A 22,699-nucleotide genomic window follows, 5' to 3' on the forward strand; every position below is an offset into this window, starting at 1 on the left:
GGAGCTTGCTCCCGCTGGGTTGCGCAGCAGCCCCAAAAGCAGCGACTCAATCCACCTGTCACACCGAGGTGCCAGATTCGGGGTCGCTTCGCAACCCAGCGGGAGCAAGCTCCCTCGCCACAGTTCAAGCAAACCCTGAAGCTTTGAGCCCCCGCCTTTTTCCTGCCGATACAAGCTGTTACTGTACAGGCCATAAAGCCCAAGCCGCCTGGATCGGATCTCAGACTTGATACGTCCCCTCCTCTTGCTCCTGATCAGCCTGGCCTTGAGCTCTCCCGCCAGCGCAACCATCAGCGAAAGCCATGGCTATGCGCAGTTCGGCACGCTCAAGTACCCGGCCAGATTCACCCACTTCGACTGGGTCAACCCGCAAGCGCCCAAGGGCGGTGTCTTGCGAGTCATGGCATTCGGCACCTTCGATACGCTCAATCCCTACACGTTCAAGGGCAGCAGCCCGGTTTCCACGCCCAATTTCCTGCAATACGGCATCAATGAGCTGAACGAACCACTGATGGTCGGCACAGGCCAGTACGCACCGTCCGGTGATGAACCGACGTCGAGCTACGGCCTGATCGCCCAGTCGGTGGAGTACAGCGAGGACCGCAGCTGGGTGGTGTTCAACCTGCGCCCCGAAGCGCGCTTTCACGATGGCGTGCCCATTACCGCCTATGACGTGGCGTTCTCCTACAGGACACTGCTCAAGGAAGGCCATCCGCAATACCGCACCAACCTGCAGGAAGTGCTACGGGTCGACATTCTCAACCCACGGAGAATCCGCTTTGTCTTCAAGCGCGCGGGCAATCCGCTGCTGATCCTGCGCCTGGGGGAACTGCCGGTGTTGCCCCAGCATTACTGGAAAGACCGCGATTTCAAGGCGACGACCTTCGAACCGCCCCTGGGCAGCGGGCCGTATCGCATCACCAAAGTGCAACCAGGCCGCCAGCTGGTGTTCGAACGAGTCAAGGATTACTGGGGCAAGGAACTGCCGGTCAATCGCGGCAAGTACAACTACGACCGCATGGACGTGGAGTTCTATCGTGACAGCGAAGTTGCCTTCGAAGCCTTCAAGGCTGGCGAGTTCGATATCTACATCGAACACCAGGCCAAGAACTGGGCCAATGGCTATGACTTTCCGGCAATCAAGCGCGGCGACATAATCAAGGCGCAGATTCCCCACCAGATCCCGACCCAGACCCAAGGCCTGTTCATGAACACCCGGCGCGGCACGTTTGCCGAAGTCAAGGTACGTGAAGCCCTGGGGCTGATGTTTGATTTCGAGTGGACCAACCGCACCCTGTTCAGCGGCGCCTACAAGCGCACCCTCAGTTATTACCCCAACAGCGAGTTTTCCGCCACTGGCCTGCCGGTGGGCCATGAATGGCTGCTGCTCAAGCCGTACCGGGAACAATTGCCGGCCAAACTGCTCACCGAACCCTTCAGCTTGCCCAAGACCGACGGTCGCGGCATTCCCCGGGAAACCCTGCGTAAAGCCCTGGGGTTATTGAAGCAAGTAGGTTGGAACCTCAACGGCCAACGCCTGCTGAACGCCGACAGCCAGCCCCTGAGCTTCGAAATCCTGCTGGTGAACCCGAACCTGGAGCGCATCCTGCAACCCTACGTCGAGAACCTCGCCAGCATCGGCATCCAGGCCCGGCTGCGCACGGTGGACCGAGCCCAATACAAGCAGCGTCTTGACCAGTTCGACTTCGACATGATCCTGTTGACCTTGAGCCAGACCCTCAGCCCGGGTCTCGAGCAATGGCAGTACTTCCACTCCAGCCAGGTCGGGGTCAAGGGCAGCAAGAATTACTCCGGGATCGCCAACCCAGTGGTCGACCATCTGCTGGAAAAGCTGCTCGCCGCCCAGACCCGCGACGAACAGGTCGCCGCCGGCAAGGCGCTGGATCGCGTGCTGCTGTGGCAGCATTACTGCATTCCCAACTGGTATCTCAATTATCATCGCCTGGCTTATCGAAACCGGTTCGCCTTCGTCACCACGCCGCCCTACACCCTGGGCCTGAGCGCATGGTGGCTGAAATCTTCGGAGAAAGATCAATGAAGCCTTTACGCGCCCTGCTCCTGCAGGCCAGCAGCCTGTTATTCACCGGGCTGGCCTGCGCCGCGCCGCAGCATGCCGTGACCTTGTACAACGAGCCGCCGAAGTACCCGGCCAACTTCAAGCATTTCGACTACGTCAACCCGGACGCGCCCAAAGGCGGAATCTTCCGCCAGGGCGGTTTTGGGGGCTTCGACAGCCTCAACCCGTTCATCAGCAAAGGCGTGCCGGCCGATGACATCGGCTTGATCTACGACACCCTGGCCAAGCAGGGCCTGGACGAACCGTTCACTGAATATGGCCTGATCGCCGAAAAAATCGAGAAAGCCCCGGACAATGGCTGGGTGCGCTTTTACCTGCGCCCCGAAGCCCGTTTCAACGACGGCCATCCGGTACGCGCCGAAGACGTGGTCTTCAGCTTCCAGACCCTGACCAAGGACGGCGCGCCTATGTTTCGCGGCTATTACAACGACGTCGCCGACGTCATCGCCGAAGACCCGCTCAAGGTTTTGTTCAAGTTCAAGCACACCAATAATCGTGAACTGCCGTTGATCCTCGGCCAACTGCCAGTATTGCCGAAACACTGGTGGGCCGAGCGCGACTTCAGCAAGGGCAATCTGGAGATCCCCCTGGGCAGCGGCCCCTACAAAGTCGCTGAAGTGAAGGCCGGACGCTCGATCCGTTATGAGCGAGTGAAGGACTATTGGGGCAAGGACCTGCCGGTCAATCGCGGCTTTTATAATTTCGACGTACTGGCGACCGACTACTACCGCGACAACACCGTCGCGGTCGAGGCCTTGAAAGCCGGGCAGTTTGATTTCTGGCTGGAAATGACCGCCAAGAACTGGGCCAACGCCTACAACATCCCAGCCGTGACCGAAGGCCGATTGATCAAGGAACAGATCCCCAACGGCAACCCCACCGGCATGCAGGGTTTTGTCTACAACCTGCGCCGGCCGATCTTCCAGGACGTACGGGTGCGCAAGGCCTTGAGCCTGTTGTTGGACTTCGAGTGGACCAACAAGCAGCTATTCAACGGCGCCTACGCCCGCACCCGCAGCTATTTCGAGAATTCGGAGATGGCCGCCACCGGGCTGCCCGGCGAAGACGAGTTGAAGATCCTCGAACCCCTGCGCGGCAAGATTCCCGAACAGGTCTTCACCGACGCCTTCCAGCCGTCGATGTGTGACGGCAGCGGCATGATCCGCGACCAGCAGCGCAAGGCCTACCAATTGCTGCAAGAGGCCGGCTGGCGCATCGTCGACGACAAGATGGTCGATGCCCAAGGCAAACCGGTGGTGCTGGAGTTTTTGCTGGCCCAGACCGAGTTCGAACGGATACTGCTGCCGTTCAAGCGCAACCTGAGCGACCTGGGCATCGAGCTGATCATCCGTCGGGTCGACGTCTCCCAATTCGTCAACCGCGTACGCTCCCGGGACTTTGACCTGGTGGTGGGCAGCTTCCCGCAATCCAGCTCACCGGGTAACGAACAGCGCGAGTTCTGGATGTCGGCCGCCGCCGACAAACCCGGCAGCCGCAACACCATGGGCCTTAAGGATCCAGCCGTTGACCAGTTGGTGGAACAACTGATCAACGCCGATTCGCGCAAGAGCCTGGTAGCTCACGCCCGGGCGCTGGATCGGGTTTTGCAATGGGGCTACTACGTGATCCCGAACTGGCACATCAAGACCTGGCGCGTGGCCTACTGGAACCACATCGGCCATCCGAAAATCACGCCGACCTATGACATCGGCACCACCACCTGGTGGGTCAAGCCGGAGGTCAAGCCGGCCGATGAAGTAGAGAAGCAGGTCATCGAGCAGCAAATCGCCGCCCCTGCGAGCGTGGAGTAACGAAATGCTGGCTTACATTTTTCGGCGACTGCTGCTGATCATCCCGACCCTGTTCGGCATTCTGCTGATCAACTTCGTCATCATCCAGGCCGCGCCCGGCGGGCCGGTGGAGCAGATGATCGCCAAGCTCGAAGGTTTCGAAGGCGCCACCAGCCGCATTGCCGGCGGCGGTGCCGAAGTGTCGGTGGCCGGTTCCTCCTACCGCGGCGCCCAAGGCCTGGACCCGGCGCTGGTCAAGGAAATCGAGCGTATGTACGGCTTTGACAAGTCGGCACCCGAACGCCTGTGGATCATGATCAAGAACTACGCCCACCTGGACTTCGGCGACAGTTTCTTCCGCGACGCCAAAGTCATCGACCTGATCAAGGAAAAGATGCCGGTGTCCATCTCCCTCGGGTTGTGGAGCACGCTGATCATGTACCTGGTGTCGATCCCGCTGGGGATCGCCAAGGCCACGCGGCACGGCAGCCATTTCGACGTCTGGACCAGCTCGGCCATCATCGTCGGCTACGCGATCCCGTCGTTCCTGTTCGCCATCCTGCTGATCGTGGTGTTTGCCGGCGGCAGCTATTTCGACTGGTTCCCCTTGCGCGGACTGACCTCCAACAACTTCGACGAATTGAGCATGGGCGGCAAGATCCTCGATTACTTCTGGCACCTGGCCTTGCCCGTGACCGCCCTGGTGATCGGTAACTTCGCCACCATGACCCTGCTGACCAAGAACAGTTTCCTCGACGAAATCAACAAGCAATACGTGGTCACCGCCAAGGCCAAGGGCCTGACCCGCCACCGGGTGCTCTATGGCCACGTCTTTCGCAACGCCATGCTGCTGGTGATCGCCGGTTTCCCTTCGGCATTCATCGGGATCTTCTTTACCGGCTCCCTGCTGGTGGAAGTGATCTTCTCCCTCGACGGCCTGGGCCTGATGAGTTTCGAAGCGGCGATCAACCGCGACTACCCGGTGGTGTTCGGCACCCTATTCATCTTCACCTTGCTGGGACTGGTGGTGAAACTGATCGGCGATTTGACCTACACCTTTGTCGATCCGCGCATCGACTTCGAAAGCCGGGAGCATTGAGATGAACCTGTCCCCTCTCAATCGCCGCCGCTTCGAACTGTTCAAGGCCAACAAGCGTGGCTGGTGGTCGCTGTGGCTGTTCCTGATCCTGTTCGGGCTGAGCCTGGGCGCCGAGTTGATCGCCAACGACAAGCCGCTGGTGGTGCATTACGACGACGGCTGGTACTTCCCGGCCGTCAAGCGCTACCCGGAAACCACGTTCGGCGGCGAATTCCCGCTGGAAGCCAACTACAAGAGCCCGTACATCCGTGAACTGCTGGCGGCCAAGAACGCCTGGGTGCTGTGGGCACCGATTCCGTTCAGCTACCAGAGCATCAACTACGACCTGAAGGTCCCGGCCCCGGCACCGCCCTCTTCCGTGAACTGGCTGGGCACCGATGACCAGGGCCGCGATGTCCTGGCCCGGGTCATCTATGGCTTCCGCATCTCGGTACTGTTTGCCCTGACGCTGACCGTGCTCAGCTCGATCATCGGCGTGATCGCCGGCGCCCTGCAGGGCTTCTATGGCGGCTGGGTGGACCTGGCTGGCCAACGCTTCCTGGAAATCTGGTCCGGGCTGCCGGTGCTGTACCTGCTGATCATCCTGGCCAGTTTCGTCCAGCCCAACTTCTGGTGGCTGCTGGGCATCATGCTGCTGTTTTCCTGGATGAGCCTGGTGGATGTGGTCCGTGCCGAATTCCTGCGCGGGCGCAACCTGGAATACGTCCGCGCGGCGCGGGCACTGGGCATGCAGAACGGCGCGATCATGTTCCGTCACATCCTGCCCAACGCCATGGTCTCGACCATGACGTTCATGCCGTTCATCCTCACCGGCGCCATTGGCACCCTCACCGCCCTGGATTTCCTCGGCTTTGGCCTGCCGCCCGGCGCACCGTCCCTGGGGGAGCTGGTGGCCCAGGGCAAATCCAACCTCCAGGCGCCATGGCTGGGCATCAGCGCGTTCGCCGTGCTGGCCGTGATGCTGAGCCTGCTGGTGTTCATCGGCGAGTCCGCTCGCGATGCCTTCGATCCGAGGAAATGAAATGAACCAGGATAATCTGATCGAAGTGCGTGACCTGGCGGTGGAGTTCATTGTTGGCGAACGCCGCCAACGTGTGGTCGAGGGGGTCAGTTTCGATATCAAGCGCGGCGAAACCCTGGCCCTGGTGGGTGAAAGCGGCTCGGGCAAATCAGTCACCGCCCACTCGATCCTGCGGTTGCTGCCCTACCCGCTGGCCCATCACCCCACCGGGACCATCCAGTATGCCGGCCAGAATTTGCTGGGCTTGAAGGAAAAAACCATCCGTCATATCCGCGGCAACCGGATCGCGATGATTTTCCAGGAGCCGATGACATCCCTCAACCCGCTGCACTCCATTGAAAAACAGATCAATGAAGTGCTCGGCATCCACAAGGGCCTGAGCGGCAAGGTCGCGACCCGCCGGACCCTCGAGTTGCTGGAACTGGTCGGCATTCCCGAGCCCCACAAGCGCCTCAAAGCCCTGCCCCACGAGCTGTCCGGCGGCCAGCGCCAGCGGGTGATGATCGCCATGGCCCTGGCCAACGAGCCGGAACTGCTGATCGCCGACGAGCCGACCACCGCGCTGGATGTCACCGTCCAGCTGAAAATCCTCGAATTACTCAAGCAATTGCAGGCGCGATTGGGCATGTCGCTGCTGCTGATCAGCCACGATTTGAACCTGGTGCGAAGAATTGCGCATCGCGTATGTGTCATGCAGCGCGGTTGCATCGTCGAACAGGCATCGTGCGAAGAGTTGTTCCGCGCACCGCAGCATCCGTACACTCGGGAACTGCTGGGCGCCGAACCCAGCGGCACCCCGGCGAGTAACGTCGTCGGCCCGCCGCTGTTGCAGGTCGAGGACCTGAAAGTCTGGTTCCCGATCAAGAAAGGCCTGTTCAAGCGCACGGTAGACTACATCAAGGCCGTGGACGGTATCCGCTTCAGCCTGCCCCAGGGCCAGACCCTGGGTATCGTCGGCGAAAGCGGTTCCGGCAAATCCACCCTGGGGCTGGCAATCCTGCGATTGATCGGCAGCCAGGGCGGGATCCGCTTCGAAGGCAAGCAGCTGGACAGCCTGACGCAGCAACAAGTCCGGCCGCTACGCCGGGAGATGCAAGTGGTGTTTCAGGACCCGTTTGGCAGCCTGAGCCCACGGATGTGTGTAAGCCAGATCGTCGGCGAAGGCCTGCGGATCCACAAGATCGGCACCGAAGCCGAACAGGAACAAGCGATAATCGCGGCATTGAAGGAGGTAGGCCTGGACCCGGAAACCCGGAACCGCTACCCCCATGAATTTTCCGGAGGGCAACGGCAGCGTATCGCCATTGCCCGGGCCCTGGTGCTCAAGCCGGCGTTGATTCTGCTGGATGAACCGACGTCGGCCCTGGACCGTACCGTGCAACGCCAAGTGGTGGAGCTGTTGCGGTCGTTGCAAACCAAGTACAACCTGACGTACCTGTTTATCAGCCATGACCTGGCTGTCGTCAAAGCGCTGAGCCACCAGTTGATGGTGGTCAAGCATGGCCAAGTGGTCGAACAAGGTGATGCCCGCAGCATATTCGCCGCGCCGCAGCACCCCTATACACAGCAGTTGCTGGAGGCCGCCTTCCTGGCCCCAACAACTGCCGAATAACCTGAAAGAGGAGCAACACATGGGTTTTCTCGCCGGTAAGCGCGTACTGATCGTCGGTGTCGCCAGCAAGCTGTCCATCGCATCCGGCATCGCCGCCGCCATGCATCGCGAGGGCGCTGAGCTTGCCTTCACTTATCAGAACGACAAACTCAAGGGTCGTGTCGAAGAATTCGCACAAGGCTGGGGCTCGAGCCCTGAGCTGTGCTTCCCGTGCGACGTGGCCAGCGACGAAGAAATCGCCAAGGTCTTCGAAGAACTGAGCAAGAAGTGGGATGGCCTGGACTGCATCGTGCACTCCGTGGGCTTCGCCCCGGGCGACCAACTGGACGGCGACTTCACCGAAGCCACCACCCGCGAAGGTTTCCGCATTGCCCACGACATCAGCGCCTACAGCTTCGTGGCCCTGGCCAAGGCCGGTCGCGAAATGATGAAAGGCCGCAACGGCAGCCTGCTGACCCTGTCGTACCTGGGCGCCGAGCGCACCATGCCGAACTACAACGTCATGGGCATGGCCAAGGCCTCCCTGGAAGCCGGCGTACGTTACCTGGCCGGCTCCCTGGGCCCGGACGGCACCCGCGTCAACTGCGTATCGGCAGGTCCGATCCGCACCCTCGCCGCTTCCGGCATCAAGAACTTCCGCAAGATGCTGGCCGCCAACGAAGCGCAGACCCCGCTGCGTCGCAACGTCACCATCGAAGAAGTCGGCAACGCCGGCGCCTTCCTGTGCTCGGACCTGGCGTCGGGCATCAGCGGTGAAATCATGTACGTGGACGGCGGCTTCAACACCACCGCCATGGGTAGCCTCGAAGAGTAATCTTCACCCGCGCCACGCGTAAAAAAACGCCGCTCGTCCTGGAAAGGCCAAGCGGCGTTTTTTATTGCCGATTGTCTGATTACACCGCAATACCTTGTGGGAGCGAGCTTGCTCGCGATGGCGGTGAGTCTGCTGGCATTGATATGAATGTACCGACGCCTTCGCGAGCAAGCTCCCACCCCGGGAATTGGGCACGGCGTGGGTTAAGGGAATGCCTCGAATCAGTTTCAATTTCAAGAGCAAATCGGTTGATCGACCGGGATGCTTTTGAGCTTTTGTGCTTTTGTGCTTTTGTGCTTTTGTGCTTTTGTGCTTTTGTGCTTTTGAGCTTTTGAGCTTTTGAGCTTTTGAGCTTTTGAGCTTTTGTGGCGAGGGAGCTTGCTCCCGCTGGGCTGCGCAGCAGCCCCCTCTCAAGCTCACTCAATCAACCTGATCCACCGCGTCGCCGGATTCTAGGGCCGCTGCGCGCCCCAGCGGGAGCAAGCTCCCTCGCCACGGGGATTGGGCACGGCGTGGGTTAAGGGAATGCCTCGAATCAGTGTCAATTTCAAGAGCAAGTCGGTTGGTCGACCGGGATGTTTTTGAGTTTTTGAGTTTTTGAGTTTTTGAGTTTTTGAGTTTTTGAGTTTTTGAGTTTTTGAGCTTTTGTGCTTTTGTGCTTTTGTGCTTTTGTGCTTTTGTGCTTTTGTGCTTTTGTGCTTTTGAGCTTTTGAGCTTTTGTGGCGAGGGAGCTTGCTCCCGCTGGGCTGCGCAGCAGCCCCTCTCAAGCTCACTCAATCAACCTGATCCACCGCGTCGCCGGGCTCCAGGGCCGCTGCGTGCCCCAGCGGGAGCAAGCTCCCTCGCCATTGAATGAGGGGGGAGTCTCGGTTCTTCGACCAACATAAATCCCTGTGTGATCGGGGGTTGGCTTGTGCTAGCTGCGTAGCGCCTGTTTCTGCGCATACATCGCCGCGTCCGCGTCAGCCAATAGATTGTCGATCAACTGATGACGCTGGGCGTCGTACTCGATCTGGCCGACGCTGAAACGAATGTCATAGCCACGCTGCAACATCGCATTGCGCTCATCGAGGATTTCCTTGAGGCGCGCCATGATTGCCGCTATCTCGACATGGGAAGAACCGGTGAGCAACGCCACGAACTCATCACCGCCCAGGCGACCGATCACGTCACTTTCGCGAAAGGCGATACGCAGCACATCGGCGAAGGTTTTCAGCGCGTTGTCGCCCTCGGCGTGGCCATAACGGTCGTTGATCGGCTTGAAGTCGTTGAGATCGAAAAACAGCAACGTCGCCGGTCGCGACAAGCGATCACACACATTCAGCGCATGCTGGGCCAACGTCCTGAAGCCCCGTCGATTGGATAGCAGCGTGAGCTCGTCCATGCTCGCCATCTGCACCGCGACCATTTCCTGCTCGGCCATGCGCGCCAAGTCGCGCAGCAGTTCGCGCTCCTCATCATTGAGTTTGCGCGGCCGGGTGTCGAGCAGGCACAACGTACCGAGTTTGCTACCGTCCTCCAGCCCCAGCGGATGCCCGGCGTAGAAACGAATGCCAGGCTTGTCCGTGACCAACGGATTGTCGTGAAAGCGCTCGTCCTGCTCCGCGTCGCAGATTTCCAGGATCTGATCCTGCAAGATCGCATGTCCGCAAAAGGAAACTTCCCGCGGGGTTTCGCTGGCGTCCAGGCCGGCGCTGGACTTGAACCACTGCCGGTTGGCGTCCACCAGGGACACCAGGGCGATGGGCACGTCAAACAGACGTCGGGCAAGACGGGTCAGGCGGTCAAACCGTTCTTCAGGTGCGGTATCAAGCAGCTTGAGCGAGTGCAGATTTTTGAGGCGAGCGGCTTCGTCGTCCGGTTTGCGTGGCGCAAGCATCGGAAACTCCATTGGCAGGACTTCATGAAGTCTAGCCCAGGACCCCAGCCCTTCAAACCGAACGGGCTAAATCCGACGGGCATTTGCCGGTCAGGACTAATACACTGCCACTCAAGTTCAAGACGAGGACGCTGACCGATGAAGCACGCCCCCCATGACGACGCCCCACGCTTCTGGCGCGACGCGGCCCTGCCCTTCATCGAAGCCCGGGCCATCGGCGATGGGCGCAAGGTCTGCTATTCGCGCCACTCCCATGACCACTTTTCCATCGGCGCGATCACCGCTGGGCGCAGCACCTACCTTCACGAACGATCGAAATTCCAGGTGGAAAGTGGCACGGTGGTGCTGATGAACCCGGGCGACGTTCACGCGTGCAACCCAATCGACGATCAGCCTTGGTCCTACGTGATGTTGTACGTCGACACCCAATGGCTCAGAGACTTGCAGCGCCGTGTCGGCTTTGACGAAAGCCTGGATTTCCAGGGTTTCGCCACCACCCACAGCCGCGACGTGGAACTGTTTACCGCGTTGGAAAAACTGTATGGACAATTGGTAGACGAGCAACTCGACGCTGGCGACAAGCACGCCGCCGCCGAGGCATTTTTCATTGACCTGCAACAACGGCTCAACCCTGCCGGTCGCCCGGATCGTGGCAGCCATCCGAGCCTGATGCGTGCGGCACAGTTTATCCACGACCATTGCAGCGAAGCCTTGAAGCTGGAAGACATCTGCACCGCCGCGCAACTGTCGCCGTCCTACCTGAGCCGAGCCTTCAAGCGCCATTACGGGATGACGCCCCACGCCTTCCTGGTCAACCGCCGAATCCAGTTTGCCCGGCGCCAATTGCGCGAAGGCAAGCTGATCGCCGACGTGGCGCTGGACAGCGGGTTTGCCGACCAGGCGCATTTCCAGCGTGCCTTCAAGCAACACCTGGCGGCCACGCCCGGCCAGTATCGCGGCTGATACTGCCCCACCACCTTGTTTGGACCAAAAACAGGTGGACCTCTGTGGCGAGGGAGCTTGCTCCCGCTGGGCTACGCAGTAGCCCTCGATTCTGGGCGACTGCTGCGCAGTCGAGCGGGAGCAAGCTCCCTCGCCACAACAGCATCCCCGCCTCGAAAATGCGGATTAGGGCCACAATAGCACTCGTCTCAAAAGCCCGGATTGCCCGCCACTTCTGCTCACGGCAACAATAAATACACCGCACTGGCCACCAATAACACCGCCATCGTCCGATTGAACAGGCGCATGGTCGCCGGATTACCCAGCCAGCTGCGCAGAAAACTCCCGGCGTAAGCCCAGCAGCCCACCGAGACGTAGCAGATCACCAGGTAGATCGCCGCAAACTGCCACACCAGCCGCGCCTCGCCATCGGCCACGAATGCCCCCATTCCCGCCACGCAGGCCAGCCACGCCTTGGGGTTGAGCCATTGCATCAACGCGCCATAGAACATCGAAGGCGCCCGTCCCTCGTCCTCGCCTCCCAGGTGCCCGTTATCCATCACCAGTTTCCAGGCCATGAACAACAGGAACGCCACGCCGCCCAGTTGCACCACCCGTGTGAGGCCAGGCCAGCGTTGCAACACTTCATGCAATCCCAACCCCATCAGCACCAGCAGCAAGACAAACCCCAGGGTTGCACCGCCCACATGGCGCAACGTCGCACGAAACCCGTACCGCGCCCCGGAGCTGAGGGCGACGATATTGACCGGGCCAGGTGTAATGGAGGCGACCAGGGCAAACGCCGCCATGGAAAGAATCAAACTCATCGCATACCTTCTTTATATCTGTGAGGGGACGATCAAGGTAAATTGCCAATCGCAGGCGGTATTGAACAAAACTGCCCAAGGGGGCTACCCATCAGCCCTTCACAAAAACAATACTGTGCGGCTCATTCATCCAGGCGTGTTCTATGTCCATTGCGGTAGTGCGGTTTATTGGCTTCATCCTCGGTATTTTCCTGATCACCCTGGCTGCCAGCATGGCAATCCCGCTTTTGACGCTGGTGATATACGAGCGCAACGATGACCTCTCGGCGTTTTTGTGGTCGAGCCTGATCACCTTCGTCTGCGGCATCGCGTTAGTGGCGCGTGGTCGGCCAGCACACACCCAGATGCGCCCGCGGGACATGTACCTGTTGACCACCGCCAGTTGGGTCATCGTTTGCAGCTTCGCCGCCCTGCCCATGGTGTTCATCCAGCACATCAGCTACACCGATGCCTTTTTCGAGACCATGTCGGGCATCACCACCACCGGCTCAACCATCCTGACCGGCCTGGACACGGCCTCTCCCGGCCTGTTGATCTGGCGCTCGATGTTGCACTGGCTCGGCGGGATCGGCTTTATCGGCATGGCGGTGGCGATCCTGCCATTGCTGCGGGTCGGCGGCATGCGGCTGTTCCAGACCGAGTCGTCGGACTGGTCAGAGAAAGTCACGCCGCGCTCCCATGTCGCGGCGAACTACATCCTGTGGATCTATGTCGGCTTGACCGCTCTCGCCACCCTGGCCTTGTGGCTGGCCGGCATGACGCCCTTCGAAGCGATCAACCATGCGATGTCGTTGATTTCCACGGGTGGCTTTTCCACATCGGATGCTTCCCTGGGGCATTGGCCCCAACCGGCCATTCACTGGGTGTCGGTGGTCGTCATGATGGCAGGCGCGCTGCCCTTCACTTTGTACGTCGCCACCTTGCGCGGCCACAAACGCGCGTTGCTCAAGGACCAGCAAGTCAAGGGATTCGTCGGATTCCTGGTCATCACCTGGCTCATCGTGGGGACCTGGCTGAGCCTGAACAGTGACTACAGCTGGTGGGATGCTGTCCGTATCGTGGCCGTCAACGTGACGTCGGTGGTCACCACCACGGGCGTGGCGCTGGGCGACTACACCCTATGGGGCAGCTTTGCCTTGCTGCTGTTCTTCTATTTGACGTTCGTTGGCGGTTGCTCGGGATCGACGGCCGGCGGACTGAAGATCTTCCGCTTCCAGGTAGCCGGCGAGTTATTGATGGGCAGCCTGAAACAACTGATCCATCCCCGGGCGGTGATCCAGAAAAAATACAACGATCACCCCATCGACGAAGAGATCGTCCGCTCGCTGCTGACCTTCTCGTTCTTCTTCACCATCACCATTGGCGCTATCGCCCTGGGGCTGGCGCTGATCGGTCTGGACTGGACCACCGCCCTGACCGGCGCGGCCACCGCCGTGTGCAACGTGGGGCCCGGGCTGGGCACGATCATCGGGCCAGCCGGCAACTTCTCGACCTTGCCGGATGCGGCGAAGTGGCTGCTGACCATAGGCATGCTGCTGGGTCGGCTGGAGATCCTGACGGTACTGGTGTTGTTCACGCCGGTGTTCTGGAAGTATTGAAGACATCGGACACAAGACAAAAAAAAGCCGCGATGCCCTGAACAGGCGTCGCGGCTTTTTTCAAGCGATCAGCGGTCGTTCTTGATCGAAGAGCTGGTCGCGTTGGTCAGGCCCTTGGTGTTGTGGGTACCTGGCGTAGCGGTGGAAATCGCCGATGCCTTGGTCAGGCCACGGGTATCACGGTCCTTGGCGATGGTCGAAGTCAGCGAGGACTTGCTGGTGCGATCGGTGCGGGTGGTGCCGGTGTGCTTGCCGCTCAGGCCATGATCGCGGGTGCGGGTACCGGTGTGGTCGCTAGCCAATCCTTTGCCAAGGCCGCTGGAATCACCAGACTTGTCATGGCCCTGGCCACCACCGTGACCACCGCCATTTCCTCCACCGTGACCGCCACCCCCACCATTGCCACCACCGCCGCCATTGCCTGCGGCATAGCTCGAACCGATAGGCGACAACTCAGCAGGCAGCAAGGCCGAGGCACCGAACGCCAAGGCACAGACAGCAACGGCGATGAGAGATTTCTTATGTTTGGACATGATGTCTCCGAAAGACAAAAACAACGGTTGAACCTTTAAGACTCTCAGGTTCAATTTTTGTTCGTGACCGTCCGACCAAGTGAACGGAAATTCACTGTCGATTTTTCGGTGGAGTCGTTCCAGGCACGGCTCTATGCTCAGGCCCATGAACCTACACGACTCGCTGCTCCCGCCCCATGCCGAGATGGTCCGCGCCATGCTCGAACGAGACACCGCCTACGAGGGGGTGTTCTTCACTGCGGTCAAGACCACCGGTATTTTCTGTCGCCCCAGTTGCACCGCGCGCAAGCCGAAACCGGAGAACGTGGAGTTCTTCGCCCATGCCGACGAAGCCATGTCGGCCGGTTACCGGGCCTGCCTGCGCTGCAAGCCCCTGGACGCCGCCGCCATCGCGCCAGACTGGATCCAGGCCCTGCTCAAAACCGTGGACGCCGAACCCGACCTGCGCTGGACCGATGCCTTGTTGCTGGAACAAGGTATCGAGCCACTGAAATTGCGCCGCTGGTTCAAGCAACATTTCGGCATGACCTTTCACGCCTATCTGCGCACCCGCCGCCTGGGCATCGCCTTGGGCGGCATCAAGGACGGCAACTCCATCGACAACGCCGCATTCGACTCCGGTTATGAGTCATTGAGCGGTTTTCGTGACGCCTTCGTGAAATCCTTTCACATCACGCCGGGCCGCGCAGCCCTCAGCGAACCTTTGCTGTTCACCCGCCTGACCACACCGTTGGGCCCCATGCTGGCCATGGCCGAACGACGAGGCCTGGTGCTGCTGGAATTCCTCGACCGCCCGGCCCTGACCAAGGAGCTGGAAGAGCTGCAGCTACGCTACGGCTACACGGTTGCGCCGGGGCACAACGCTCATTTGCAACAGATCGAAACCGAACTGGCCGAATATTTCGCCGGCAAGCTCACGGCATTCAACGTTCCGCTGCACATGCCGGGCAGCGCCTTCGCCGTACGGGTCTGGGCTGAACTGCAAAAGATTCCCTACGGCGAAACCCGCAGCTACGGCGGCATCGCCACGGCGCTGGGCAGCCCGGGCGCCAGCCGCGCCGTGGGCCTGGCCAACGGGCAGAATCGCTTGGCCATCGTCATTCCCTGCCATCGAGTGATCGGGGCGGATGGCTCGTTGACCGGCTATGGTGGCGGACAGCCGCGCAAGGCATTTCTGCTACGGCTGGAGAAAGCCGCGGTGCAGGTTTCGCTGCCCCTGGCGTTTTGAGCGCCCCGGAGAACAAATACCCGATGCCTGTGCCCTACCACGACGCCAGCGCGTTGCTGGCAAGTCTCGACGAAGACTGGCGACGTCACGTCGAGGCGATCGGCCCTTGCCTGCTGCAACCCAAGCCGGCCCGCGATCCCTATGAAGCCTTGGTGCGGGCGATTGCCTACCAGCAACTGCACGCCAAGGCAGGCGATGCCATCCTCGGTCGGCTGCTGGCGTTGTTCCCGGCGCAGACATTCCCCCATCCCGGACAGATCCTGGCGACAGACGTTGCGCAATTGCGCGGCTGCGGGTTTTCAGCCAGCAAGATCGCGACGATCCAGGGCATCGCCCAGGCGACGCTGGACGGAATCGTGCCGGATTACGCCACAGCGCGGGCGATGGAGGATGAAGCGTTGATCGAACGCCTGGTCAGCTTGCGCGGCGTCGGGCGTTGGACCGTGGAAATGCTACTAATCTACAGCCTGGAACGCCCCGACATCCTGCCGGCCGATGACTTTGGCGTACGCGAAGGTTATCGACGGCTAAAGGGGTTGGAACGACAGCCCAGCCGCAAGCAGATGATTGAGATCGGCCTGGCGTGGAGCCCTTATCGGACGGTGGCGGCGTGGTATTTGTGGCGAGTGCCCGGTCGTTAGACCGTGTCTTCGTTCATCGCGAGCTTGCTCGCGATAGCGTCCGCATGTCAGCCATGCGTTTCACTGCCCAGAACATCGGGCCGCCCAGGCTGTCCAGAGTCATTACAGTCCCCAATCGGAGGTTCCCATGCAGCTCGAAGGATCCTGCCACTGCGGCGCCGTGTCGTTCACCCTCGACAGCGCCCACCCCTACCCTTATCAGCGCTGCTACTGCTCGATCTGCCGCAAGACCCAGGGCGGCGGCGGTTTTGCGATCAACCTGGGGGGCGATGCCCAGAGCCTGAAGGTGCGCGGTCGCAAGCACATCTCGATCTACCACGCACGACTCAAGGACGAAGGCGATAAACGCGCCCACCGCAGCAGTGCCGAACGGCATTTCTGTTCCTTGTGCGGTTCGGGGCTATGGCTGTTCAGCCCCGAATGGCCGGAGCTGGTTCACCCCTTTGCCTCGGCCATCGACACACCGCTGCCGGTACCGCCGGAGCACACCCACCTGATGCTGGGTTCCAGGGCGTCGTGGGTGGAAGTCGAGGCGCATCCGGACGATCGGCAGTTCGAGGTTTATCCCGAGGAGTCCATTGCCCAGTGGCACGAGCGCCTGGGGCTGGTCACTTAGAGATGCAGTGCTGCATAAGGCCCCATCGCGAGCAAGCTCCCACATTGGACTTGGGAAATTCACAAATCCCCTGCGGAAGCGAGCTTGCTCGCGAGGACGTCAGGACCGGCATCTCTGCACTATCCCTCTGAACTATCCCTTTGAACTATCGAGCCGGCACACCACTGTGGAAACGAAACTCCACATCCGGCGATTCGATCAGCTCCCGCTCGGCCTCACGGACCTTGTCGATCACCTGGGCAATATCCTTGGCGTCACCGTACTGGTAAGCCAGTTTCAGGTAGCCCTGGAAATGCCGGGCTTCGCTTTTCAGCAAACCGAAATAGAACTTGCCCAGTTCTTCATCCAGATGCGGCACCAAGGCCTCGAAACGCTCGCAACTGCGGGCCTCGATGAAGGCGCCAACCACCAGGGTGTCCACCAGCTTGACCGGTTCGTGGCTGCGTACCACCTTGCGCAGCCCCGAGGCATAACGCCCGGCGGAGAGCTGACGCAAACCGATCTTGCGCTTTTTCATCAAGCGCATGACCTGCTCGTGATGCACCAGCTCTTCCCGGGCCAGGCGCGACATCAGATTGATCAGGTCGACGTGGGAATGGTATTTGGCGATCAGGCTCAGGGCAGTGCTGGCCGCCTTGAACTCGCAGTTCTTGTGGTCGATCAGCAACGTTTCCTGGTCAGCCAACGCGGCCTGGACCCAGGCATCGGGGGTGCGGCAACCAAGGAATTCGTGAATTTCGGGAAGATTCATGGGGCTCACGGGAAAAGGTAGTCGAGCGAAGGGCGCCGATTATACCGGCCTGCCCCCAGACCACCAGCCACCGCCGTTGATATGCATCAAGTCAAAGACTCACCTACAGCAACTAGACTGCCCCACAACAACTATAGTTGAGCAACGCCAGCCTTTTCATTGCAGGAGAACGCCGATCATGCAAGCCATTCGCAGCATCCTGGTGGTTATTGAGCCCGAACATTCGGAAAGCCTGGCGCTCAAGCGCGCCAAACTGATCGCCGGAGTGACCCAGGCCCACCTGCACCTGCTGGTGTGTGACAAAAAGCATGACCATGCCGGCCTGCTCAGCGTGCTCAAGGCCGCACTGCTGGCCGACGGCTACAGCGTCACCACCGAGCAGGCCTGGAACGAAAGCCTCCACGACACCATCATCGACGTGCAGCAGGCGGAAGGTTGCGGTCTGGTGATCAAGCAGCACTTCCCCGACAGCCCGCTGAAAAAAGCCCTGCTGACCCCGGCGGACTGGAAGCTGCTCCGCCACTGCCCAACCCCGGTGCTGCTGGTGAAAACCGCCGGTTCCTGGAAAGACAAGGTGATCCTGGCCGCCGTCGACGTTGGCAATGCCGACGGCGAGCATCGCCACCTGCACTCCACCATCATCGATCATGGCTATGACATCGCCCTCCTCGCCAAGGCCCACTTGCACGTGATCAGTGCCCACCCCACACCGATGCTTTCGTCCGCCGACCCGACGTTCCAGCTCAAGGAAACCATCGAGGCCCGCTATCGCGAACAATGCCGGGCATTCCAGGCCGAGTTCGACATCGACGACCAGCATCTGCACATCGAAGAAGGCCCAGCGGACGTATTGATTCCGTACATGGCGCGCAAGCTGCAGGCGGCGGTGACGGTGATCGGCACCGTGGCCCGTTCGGGGTTGTCCGGGGTGCTGATCGGCAACACCGCCGAGGCCGTGCTCGATACGCTGGAAAGCGATGTGCTGGTGCTCAAGCCGCAGGAGGTCGAGGACCATCTGGTGGAGTTGGCGGTCAAGGAATAAAGCGAATGGGCTTTTTGTGGCGAGGGAGCTTGCTCCCGCTGGGTTGCGAAGCGACCCTCGCTCTTGATGCGATCGTTCCCACGCTCCCGCGTGGGAACGCCGCCAGGGACGCTCCGCGTTCCGCTTCTGCAAAGTGACGCAGAGCGTCACGGGATGCATTCCTTTGCTGCGCGTGGGAACGATCAAATGGGCTTTTTGTGGCGAGGGAGCTTGCTCCCGCTGGGTTGCGAAGCGCCCCTCGCTCTTGATCTTAAAAATTTCCGGTCCTGAAAAATCCAGGCGTCTGCTGCGCAGCCGAGCGGGAGCAAGCTCCCTCGCCACAAAAGCTCCCGGGCACAAAAACGCCTTTGCATAAATGGCTGGGGAGTCAGCCGCCAATCGCATCCTTCAAGAACCCCGGCGCGATGTAGCGCTGGTAGTGGGCTTCGGACAGGAGGAAAAATTCCCGATCAATGGCGTCGCGCAGGTCTGGCAGGTCCCAGTCGCGAAACTCCGGCATCAGCACCATGCCGTAGGCTTCCAGGTTGTTGATCACCCGCGCCCCCCTGGCGATCAACTGATAGGCCCAGCAATATTCCGACTGGTGCGGCACAAAGCGGATCTTGCGCGACTCCAGTTGCTGGCGCAGCAATACCGGGTCGAAAACCTCCAACTTGGCCACCATCACCTGCACCAACAGTTGCTCGAGCCGCATCCACACCGCGCGCTTTTCGTCCTCGTTGTAGCCGTTCCAGTGAATCACTTCATGGTGGAATCGCTTGCAGCCACGGCACACCAGGTCACCGTAGACAGTGGAGCAAAGGCCGACGCAGGGGGTCTTGATGAGCTGGTTGGGCATAAGGAAACGCACACGCAAAAGCAGGACAGGCCGGCATGTTAGCCCTTTGTCTAAGATTGATCACCCCTCAAACTTCCAGGCCCAACTTACCTTTAATTTTTTTTTCCCGTAGAATCAGCCAGCCTTTTAAGGCGCCAATGTCCGTTAGAAGCTGTTTTCAAAGCGTCACGAGCACAGTCGTTCCTTCAGAGCGGTGTTGGCGAAGGGTCTTTCCAGCGGGGAAAGCCCAACGCCAACCCTCATCAGCTCCCGTTCTGCAGGCGTAAAACTTTGAAAGCAGCTTCTGTGAGGAACGTGCGGAAACTCTGGCGTGATGGCTCAAAAAGCCGTCGACGCGCATGAGTACCGTGGGTTCCTGGATGAGCGTCCCGGACACCCATTTGGGACCACTGATGAGGGTAATAACTGTGCTTGAAGCCTACCGCAAACATATCGAAGAGCGCGCAGCCCTGGGTATCGTTCCCCAGCCGCTTAACGCCGAACAAACCGCAGGCCTGATCGAGCTGCTGAAAAATCCTCCGGCTGGCGAAGAAGCTTTCCTCGTTGACCTGATCACCAATCGCGTTCCGCCTGGAGTCGACGAGGCTGCCTACGTCAAGGCCGGCTTCCTGTCCGCCCTGGCCAAGGGCCAGGCCCAATCCCCTCTGCTGGACAAGAAGCGTGCCGTTGAACTGCTCGGCACCATGCAGGGCGGCTATAACATCGTGACCCTGGTGGAACTGCTGGACGACGCCGAGCTGGCGCCGGTAGCCGCCGAAGAACTCAAGCACACCCTGCTGATGTTCGATGCCTTCCACGACGTGGCTGAAAAAGCCAAGAACGGCAACGTTCACGCCAAGGCCGTGCTGCAGTCCTGGGCTGACGGCGAATGGTTCAAGAAGCGCCCGGTGCTGGCCGACAAGATCAGCCTGCGTGTGTTCAAGGTAACCGGCGAAACCAACACCGACGACCTGTCCCCTGCTCCAGACGCCTGGTCGCGTCCCGACATCCCGCTGCACGCCCTGGCCATGCTGAAAATGGCCCGTGACGGCATCGTTCCGGACGAGCAAGGCAAGACCGGCCCGATGAAGCAGATCGAAGAAATGCGCGGCCAAGGCTTCCCGATCGCCTACGTCGGTGACGTGGTCGGTACCGGTTCCTCGCGTAAATCGGCGACCAACTCGGTGCTGTGGTTCTTCGGCGACGACATTCCTTATGTGCCGAACAAGCGCGCTGGCGGTTTCTGCTTCGGCAGCAAAATCGCTCCGATCTTCTACAACACCATGGAAGATGCCGGCGCACTGCCAATCGAGTTCGACGTTTCGAACATGAACATGGGCGACGTGATCGACCTGTACCCACATGCAGGCAAAGTCTGCAAGCACGGTACCGACGAAGTCATCACCACCTTCGAAATGAAGACCCCCGTACTGTTGGACGAAGTCCGTGCCGGCGGCCGTATTCCGCTGATCATTGGCCGTGGCCTGACCGAGAAGGCTCGCGCCGAGCTGGGCCTGCCACCGTTCGACCTGTTCAAGAAACCTGAAGCTCCCGCTGAAAGCACCAAGGGCTTCACCCTGGCGCAGAAGATGGTCGGCAAGGCTTGTGGCCTGGCAGAAGGCCAAGGCGTACGTCCTGGCACCTACTGCGAACCGAAAATGACCACCGTGGGCTCCCAGGACACCACCGGTCCAATGACCCGTGACGAACTGAAAGACCTGGCGTGCCTGGGCTTCTCGGCTGACCTGGTGATGCAGTCCTTCTGCCACACCGCAGCCTATCCAAAGCCGATCGACGTCACCACCCACCACACCCTGCCTGACTTCATCATGACCCGCGGCGGCGTTTCCCTGCGTCCGGGCGACGGCATCATCCACTCGTGGCTGAACCGCATGCTGCTGCCAGACACCGTCGGTACCGGTGGTGACTCGCACACCCGCTTCCCGATGGGCATCTCGTTCCCGGCCGGTTCTGGCCTGGTCGCGTTCGCCGCTGCCACTGGCGTCATGCCGCTGGACATGCCGGAATCGATCCTGGTGCGCTTCAAAGGCAAGATGAAACCTGGCATCACCCTGCGTGACCTGGTTCATGCCATTCCGTACTTCGCCATCCAGAACGGTCTGCTGACGGTCGAGAAGAAAGGCAAGAAAAACGCCTTCTCCGGCCGCATCCTGGAAATCGAAGGCCTGGAAGGCCTGACCCTGGAACAGGCTTTTGAACTGTCCGACGCCTCGGCCGAACGCTCGGCTGCCGGTTGCACCATCAAGCTGTCAAAAGAATCGATCACCGAGTACCTGCAGTCCAACATCACCCTGCTGCGCTGGATGATCGGCGAAGGCTACGGTGATGCCCGGACCCTGGAACGTCGCGCCCAAGCGATGGAAGCCTGGATCGCCAACCCGCAACTGATGGAAGCCGATGCCGACGCCGAATACGCCGAAGTCATCGAAATCGATCTGGCCGACATCAGCGAGCCGGTGCTCTGCGCGCCGAACGACCCGGACGACGCCCGTCTGCTCTCCAGCGTGGCTGGCGAGAAGATCGACGAAGTGTTCATCGGTTCGTGCATGACCAACATCGGTCACTTCCGCGCTGCCGGCAAGCTGCTGGAGCAGGTCAAGGGCCAGCTGCCAACCCGTCTGTGGCTGTCGCCGCCGACCAAGATGGACGCTCACCAACTGACCGAAGAAGGCTACTACGGCATCTACGGCAAGGCCGGCGCACGCATGGAAATGCCAGGCTGCTCGCTGTGCATGGGTAACCAGGCACGCGTTGAGCCGAACAGCACCGTGGTGTCGACGTCGACCCGTAACTTCCCGAACCGCCTGGGTGACGGCGCGAACGTCTACCTGGCTTCGGCCGAACTGGCGTCCGTGGCTTCGATCCTGGGTCGCCTGCCGACCGTCGAGGAGTACATGGAATACGCCGGCAAGATCGACAGCATGGCAGCGGACGTGTACCGCTACCTGAGCTTCGACCAGATCGCCGAGTTCCGTGAAGCGGCTGCAAACGCCAACATCCCGGTCGTTCAAGCCTAAGGCTTAGACGCTCGACGAAAAACGCCGCCCTTCTTGCGAGGGGCGGCGTTTTTTTATGCCTGTCATTTCGATACCAGCCGAACCACCGCCATCGCGAGCAGACTAACGTCGGTCTATCTGACAGGCCGATCTCCTGTGGCGAGGGAGCTTGCTCCCGCTGGGCTGCGCAGCAGCCCCAACCACTTACCTGACACACCGAGTCGTCAGGACTCAGGGCCGCTTCGCGCCCCAGCGGGAGCAAGCTCCCTCGCCACCGGGGAATGGTGGCGATTGGCAGATTTGTGCTCGCCACCACAACCCGTGTGGGCCGGTCAGGCCATCAGGGAGTAGACCAACGCCGTAATCGCCACCAA

Annotated in this window: 19 protein-coding genes; 13 read left to right on the forward strand and 6 right to left on the reverse strand. The window is 60.5% G+C overall.

Going from position 1 to position 22,699, the window contains the following annotated elements:
• Positions 1-226 precede the first annotated feature (226 nt).
• Genes BLU76_RS24370 through fabI form a run of 6 tightly spaced genes read left to right on the forward strand, consistent with a single transcriptional unit; the run spans position 227 to position 8,434 of the window.
• The gene (locus BLU76_RS24370) at positions 227-2,059 is read left to right on the forward strand and encodes an extracellular solute-binding protein (protein WP_092224787.1); all 1,833 of its coding nucleotides are present in this window, start codon (positions 227-229) and stop codon (positions 2,057-2,059) included.
• Positions 2,056-3,909 (forward strand): extracellular solute-binding protein, encoded by a 1,854-nt coding sequence (locus BLU76_RS24375; RefSeq protein ID WP_063320734.1) that lies wholly within the window; start codon positions 2,056-2,058, stop codon positions 3,907-3,909. The genes BLU76_RS24370 and BLU76_RS24375 overlap by 4 nt, the downstream gene beginning before the upstream one ends.
• 4 nt (positions 3,910-3,913) lie before the next feature.
• Positions 3,914-4,987 (forward strand): microcin C ABC transporter permease YejB, encoded by a 1,074-nt coding sequence (locus tag BLU76_RS24380; protein ID WP_063320733.1) that lies wholly within the window; start codon positions 3,914-3,916, stop codon positions 4,985-4,987.
• Between the two features lies 1 nt (position 4,988).
• Entirely contained in the window at positions 4,989-6,008 is a 1,020-nt protein-coding gene (locus BLU76_RS24385; RefSeq protein ID WP_092145955.1) for an ABC transporter permease, read from the forward strand.
• A gap of 1 nt (position 6,009) precedes the next feature.
• Positions 6,010-7,620, forward strand: coding sequence for an ABC transporter ATP-binding protein (locus tag BLU76_RS24390; protein ID WP_063320731.1), 1,611 nt, complete (start codon positions 6,010-6,012; stop codon positions 7,618-7,620).
• A gap of 19 nt (positions 7,621-7,639) precedes the next feature.
• The gene (gene fabI, locus BLU76_RS24395) at positions 7,640-8,434 is read left to right on the forward strand and encodes an enoyl-ACP reductase FabI (protein WP_007988438.1); all 795 of its coding nucleotides are present in this window, start codon (positions 7,640-7,642) and stop codon (positions 8,432-8,434) included.
• A 420-nt stretch (positions 8,435-8,854) separates the two neighbouring features.
• Here the strand turns inward: fabI and BLU76_RS31605 are convergent, their stop codons facing one another.
• Together BLU76_RS31605 and BLU76_RS24400 are read right to left on the reverse strand one after the other, a co-directional pair.
• Positions 8,855-9,211 (reverse strand): hypothetical protein, encoded by a 357-nt coding sequence (locus BLU76_RS31605; RefSeq protein WP_170867321.1) that lies wholly within the window; start codon positions 9,209-9,211, stop codon positions 8,855-8,857.
• A gap of 139 nt (positions 9,212-9,350) precedes the next feature.
• Positions 9,351-10,313, reverse strand: coding sequence for a GGDEF domain-containing protein (locus tag BLU76_RS24400; RefSeq protein ID WP_063325048.1), 963 nt, complete (start codon positions 10,311-10,313; stop codon positions 9,351-9,353).
• A gap of 138 nt (positions 10,314-10,451) precedes the next feature.
• On the opposite strand from BLU76_RS24400, the gene BLU76_RS24405 reads away from it, so the two are divergent.
• A complete protein-coding gene (locus BLU76_RS24405; protein ID WP_072341797.1) occupies positions 10,452-11,276 on the forward strand; it encodes a helix-turn-helix transcriptional regulator in 825 nt (274 codons plus the stop codon).
• A 218-nt stretch (positions 11,277-11,494) separates the two neighbouring features.
• On the opposite strand, the gene BLU76_RS24410 is transcribed toward BLU76_RS24405, so the two are convergent.
• Complete coding sequence (locus BLU76_RS24410) at positions 11,495-12,082, reverse strand: LysE family translocator (RefSeq protein ID WP_092145959.1); 588 nt, start codon at positions 12,080-12,082, stop codon at positions 11,495-11,497.
• Positions 12,083-12,225: 143 nt separating this feature from the next.
• Here BLU76_RS24410 and BLU76_RS24415 point away from each other — a divergent pair, with 143 nt between their 5' ends.
• On the forward strand, positions 12,226-13,680 hold the full coding sequence (locus BLU76_RS24415; RefSeq protein WP_063320725.1) for a TrkH family potassium uptake protein: 1,455 nt from the start codon (positions 12,226-12,228) through the stop codon (positions 13,678-13,680).
• A gap of 68 nt (positions 13,681-13,748) precedes the next feature.
• Here the strand turns inward: BLU76_RS24415 and BLU76_RS24420 are convergent, their stop codons facing one another.
• Complete coding sequence (locus BLU76_RS24420) at positions 13,749-14,213, reverse strand: hypothetical protein (protein WP_092146059.1); 465 nt, start codon at positions 14,211-14,213, stop codon at positions 13,749-13,751.
• Positions 14,214-14,358: 145 nt separating this feature from the next.
• Here BLU76_RS24420 and BLU76_RS24425 point away from each other — a divergent pair, with 145 nt between their 5' ends.
• From BLU76_RS24425 to BLU76_RS24435, 3 genes are all read left to right on the forward strand, one after another.
• Positions 14,359-15,441, forward strand: coding sequence for a bifunctional transcriptional activator/DNA repair enzyme AdaA (locus BLU76_RS24425; RefSeq protein WP_092145961.1), 1,083 nt, complete (start codon positions 14,359-14,361; stop codon positions 15,439-15,441).
• 23 nt (positions 15,442-15,464) lie between these two features.
• Positions 15,465-16,082 carry a DNA-3-methyladenine glycosylase family protein gene (locus BLU76_RS24430; RefSeq protein WP_063320723.1) on the forward strand — a complete coding sequence of 206 codons (618 nt, stop codon included), beginning with the start codon at positions 15,465-15,467 and terminating at the stop codon, positions 16,080-16,082.
• 127 nt (positions 16,083-16,209) lie between these two features.
• Positions 16,210-16,698, forward strand: coding sequence for a GFA family protein (locus BLU76_RS24435; RefSeq protein ID WP_092145963.1), 489 nt, complete (start codon positions 16,210-16,212; stop codon positions 16,696-16,698).
• A gap of 145 nt (positions 16,699-16,843) precedes the next feature.
• On the opposite strand, the gene BLU76_RS24440 is transcribed toward BLU76_RS24435, so the two are convergent.
• A complete protein-coding gene (locus BLU76_RS24440; protein ID WP_060741958.1) occupies positions 16,844-17,449 on the reverse strand; it encodes a MiaE family protein in 606 nt (201 codons plus the stop codon).
• A 178-nt stretch (positions 17,450-17,627) separates the two neighbouring features.
• On the opposite strand from BLU76_RS24440, the gene BLU76_RS24445 reads away from it, so the two are divergent.
• Positions 17,628-18,491, forward strand: coding sequence for a universal stress protein (locus BLU76_RS24445; RefSeq protein ID WP_072341820.1), 864 nt, complete (start codon positions 17,628-17,630; stop codon positions 18,489-18,491).
• A 367-nt stretch (positions 18,492-18,858) separates the two neighbouring features.
• On the opposite strand, the gene BLU76_RS24450 is transcribed toward BLU76_RS24445, so the two are convergent.
• Positions 18,859-19,329: a DUF1289 domain-containing protein gene (locus tag BLU76_RS24450; protein WP_003202781.1), complete on the reverse strand. Its 471-nt coding sequence runs from the start codon at positions 19,327-19,329 to the stop codon at positions 18,859-18,861.
• 407 nt (positions 19,330-19,736) lie between these two features.
• On the opposite strand from BLU76_RS24450, the gene acnB reads away from it, so the two are divergent.
• Entirely contained in the window at positions 19,737-22,346 is a 2,610-nt protein-coding gene (acnB, locus tag BLU76_RS24455) for a bifunctional aconitate hydratase 2/2-methylisocitrate dehydratase (RefSeq protein WP_003202783.1), read from the forward strand.
• Positions 22,347-22,699 lie beyond the last annotated feature (353 nt).

This window comes from Pseudomonas sp. NFACC08-1, from assembly GCF_900106735.1.
GTDB lineage: Bacteria > Pseudomonadota > Gammaproteobacteria > Pseudomonadales > Pseudomonadaceae > Aquipseudomonas > Aquipseudomonas fluorescens_Q.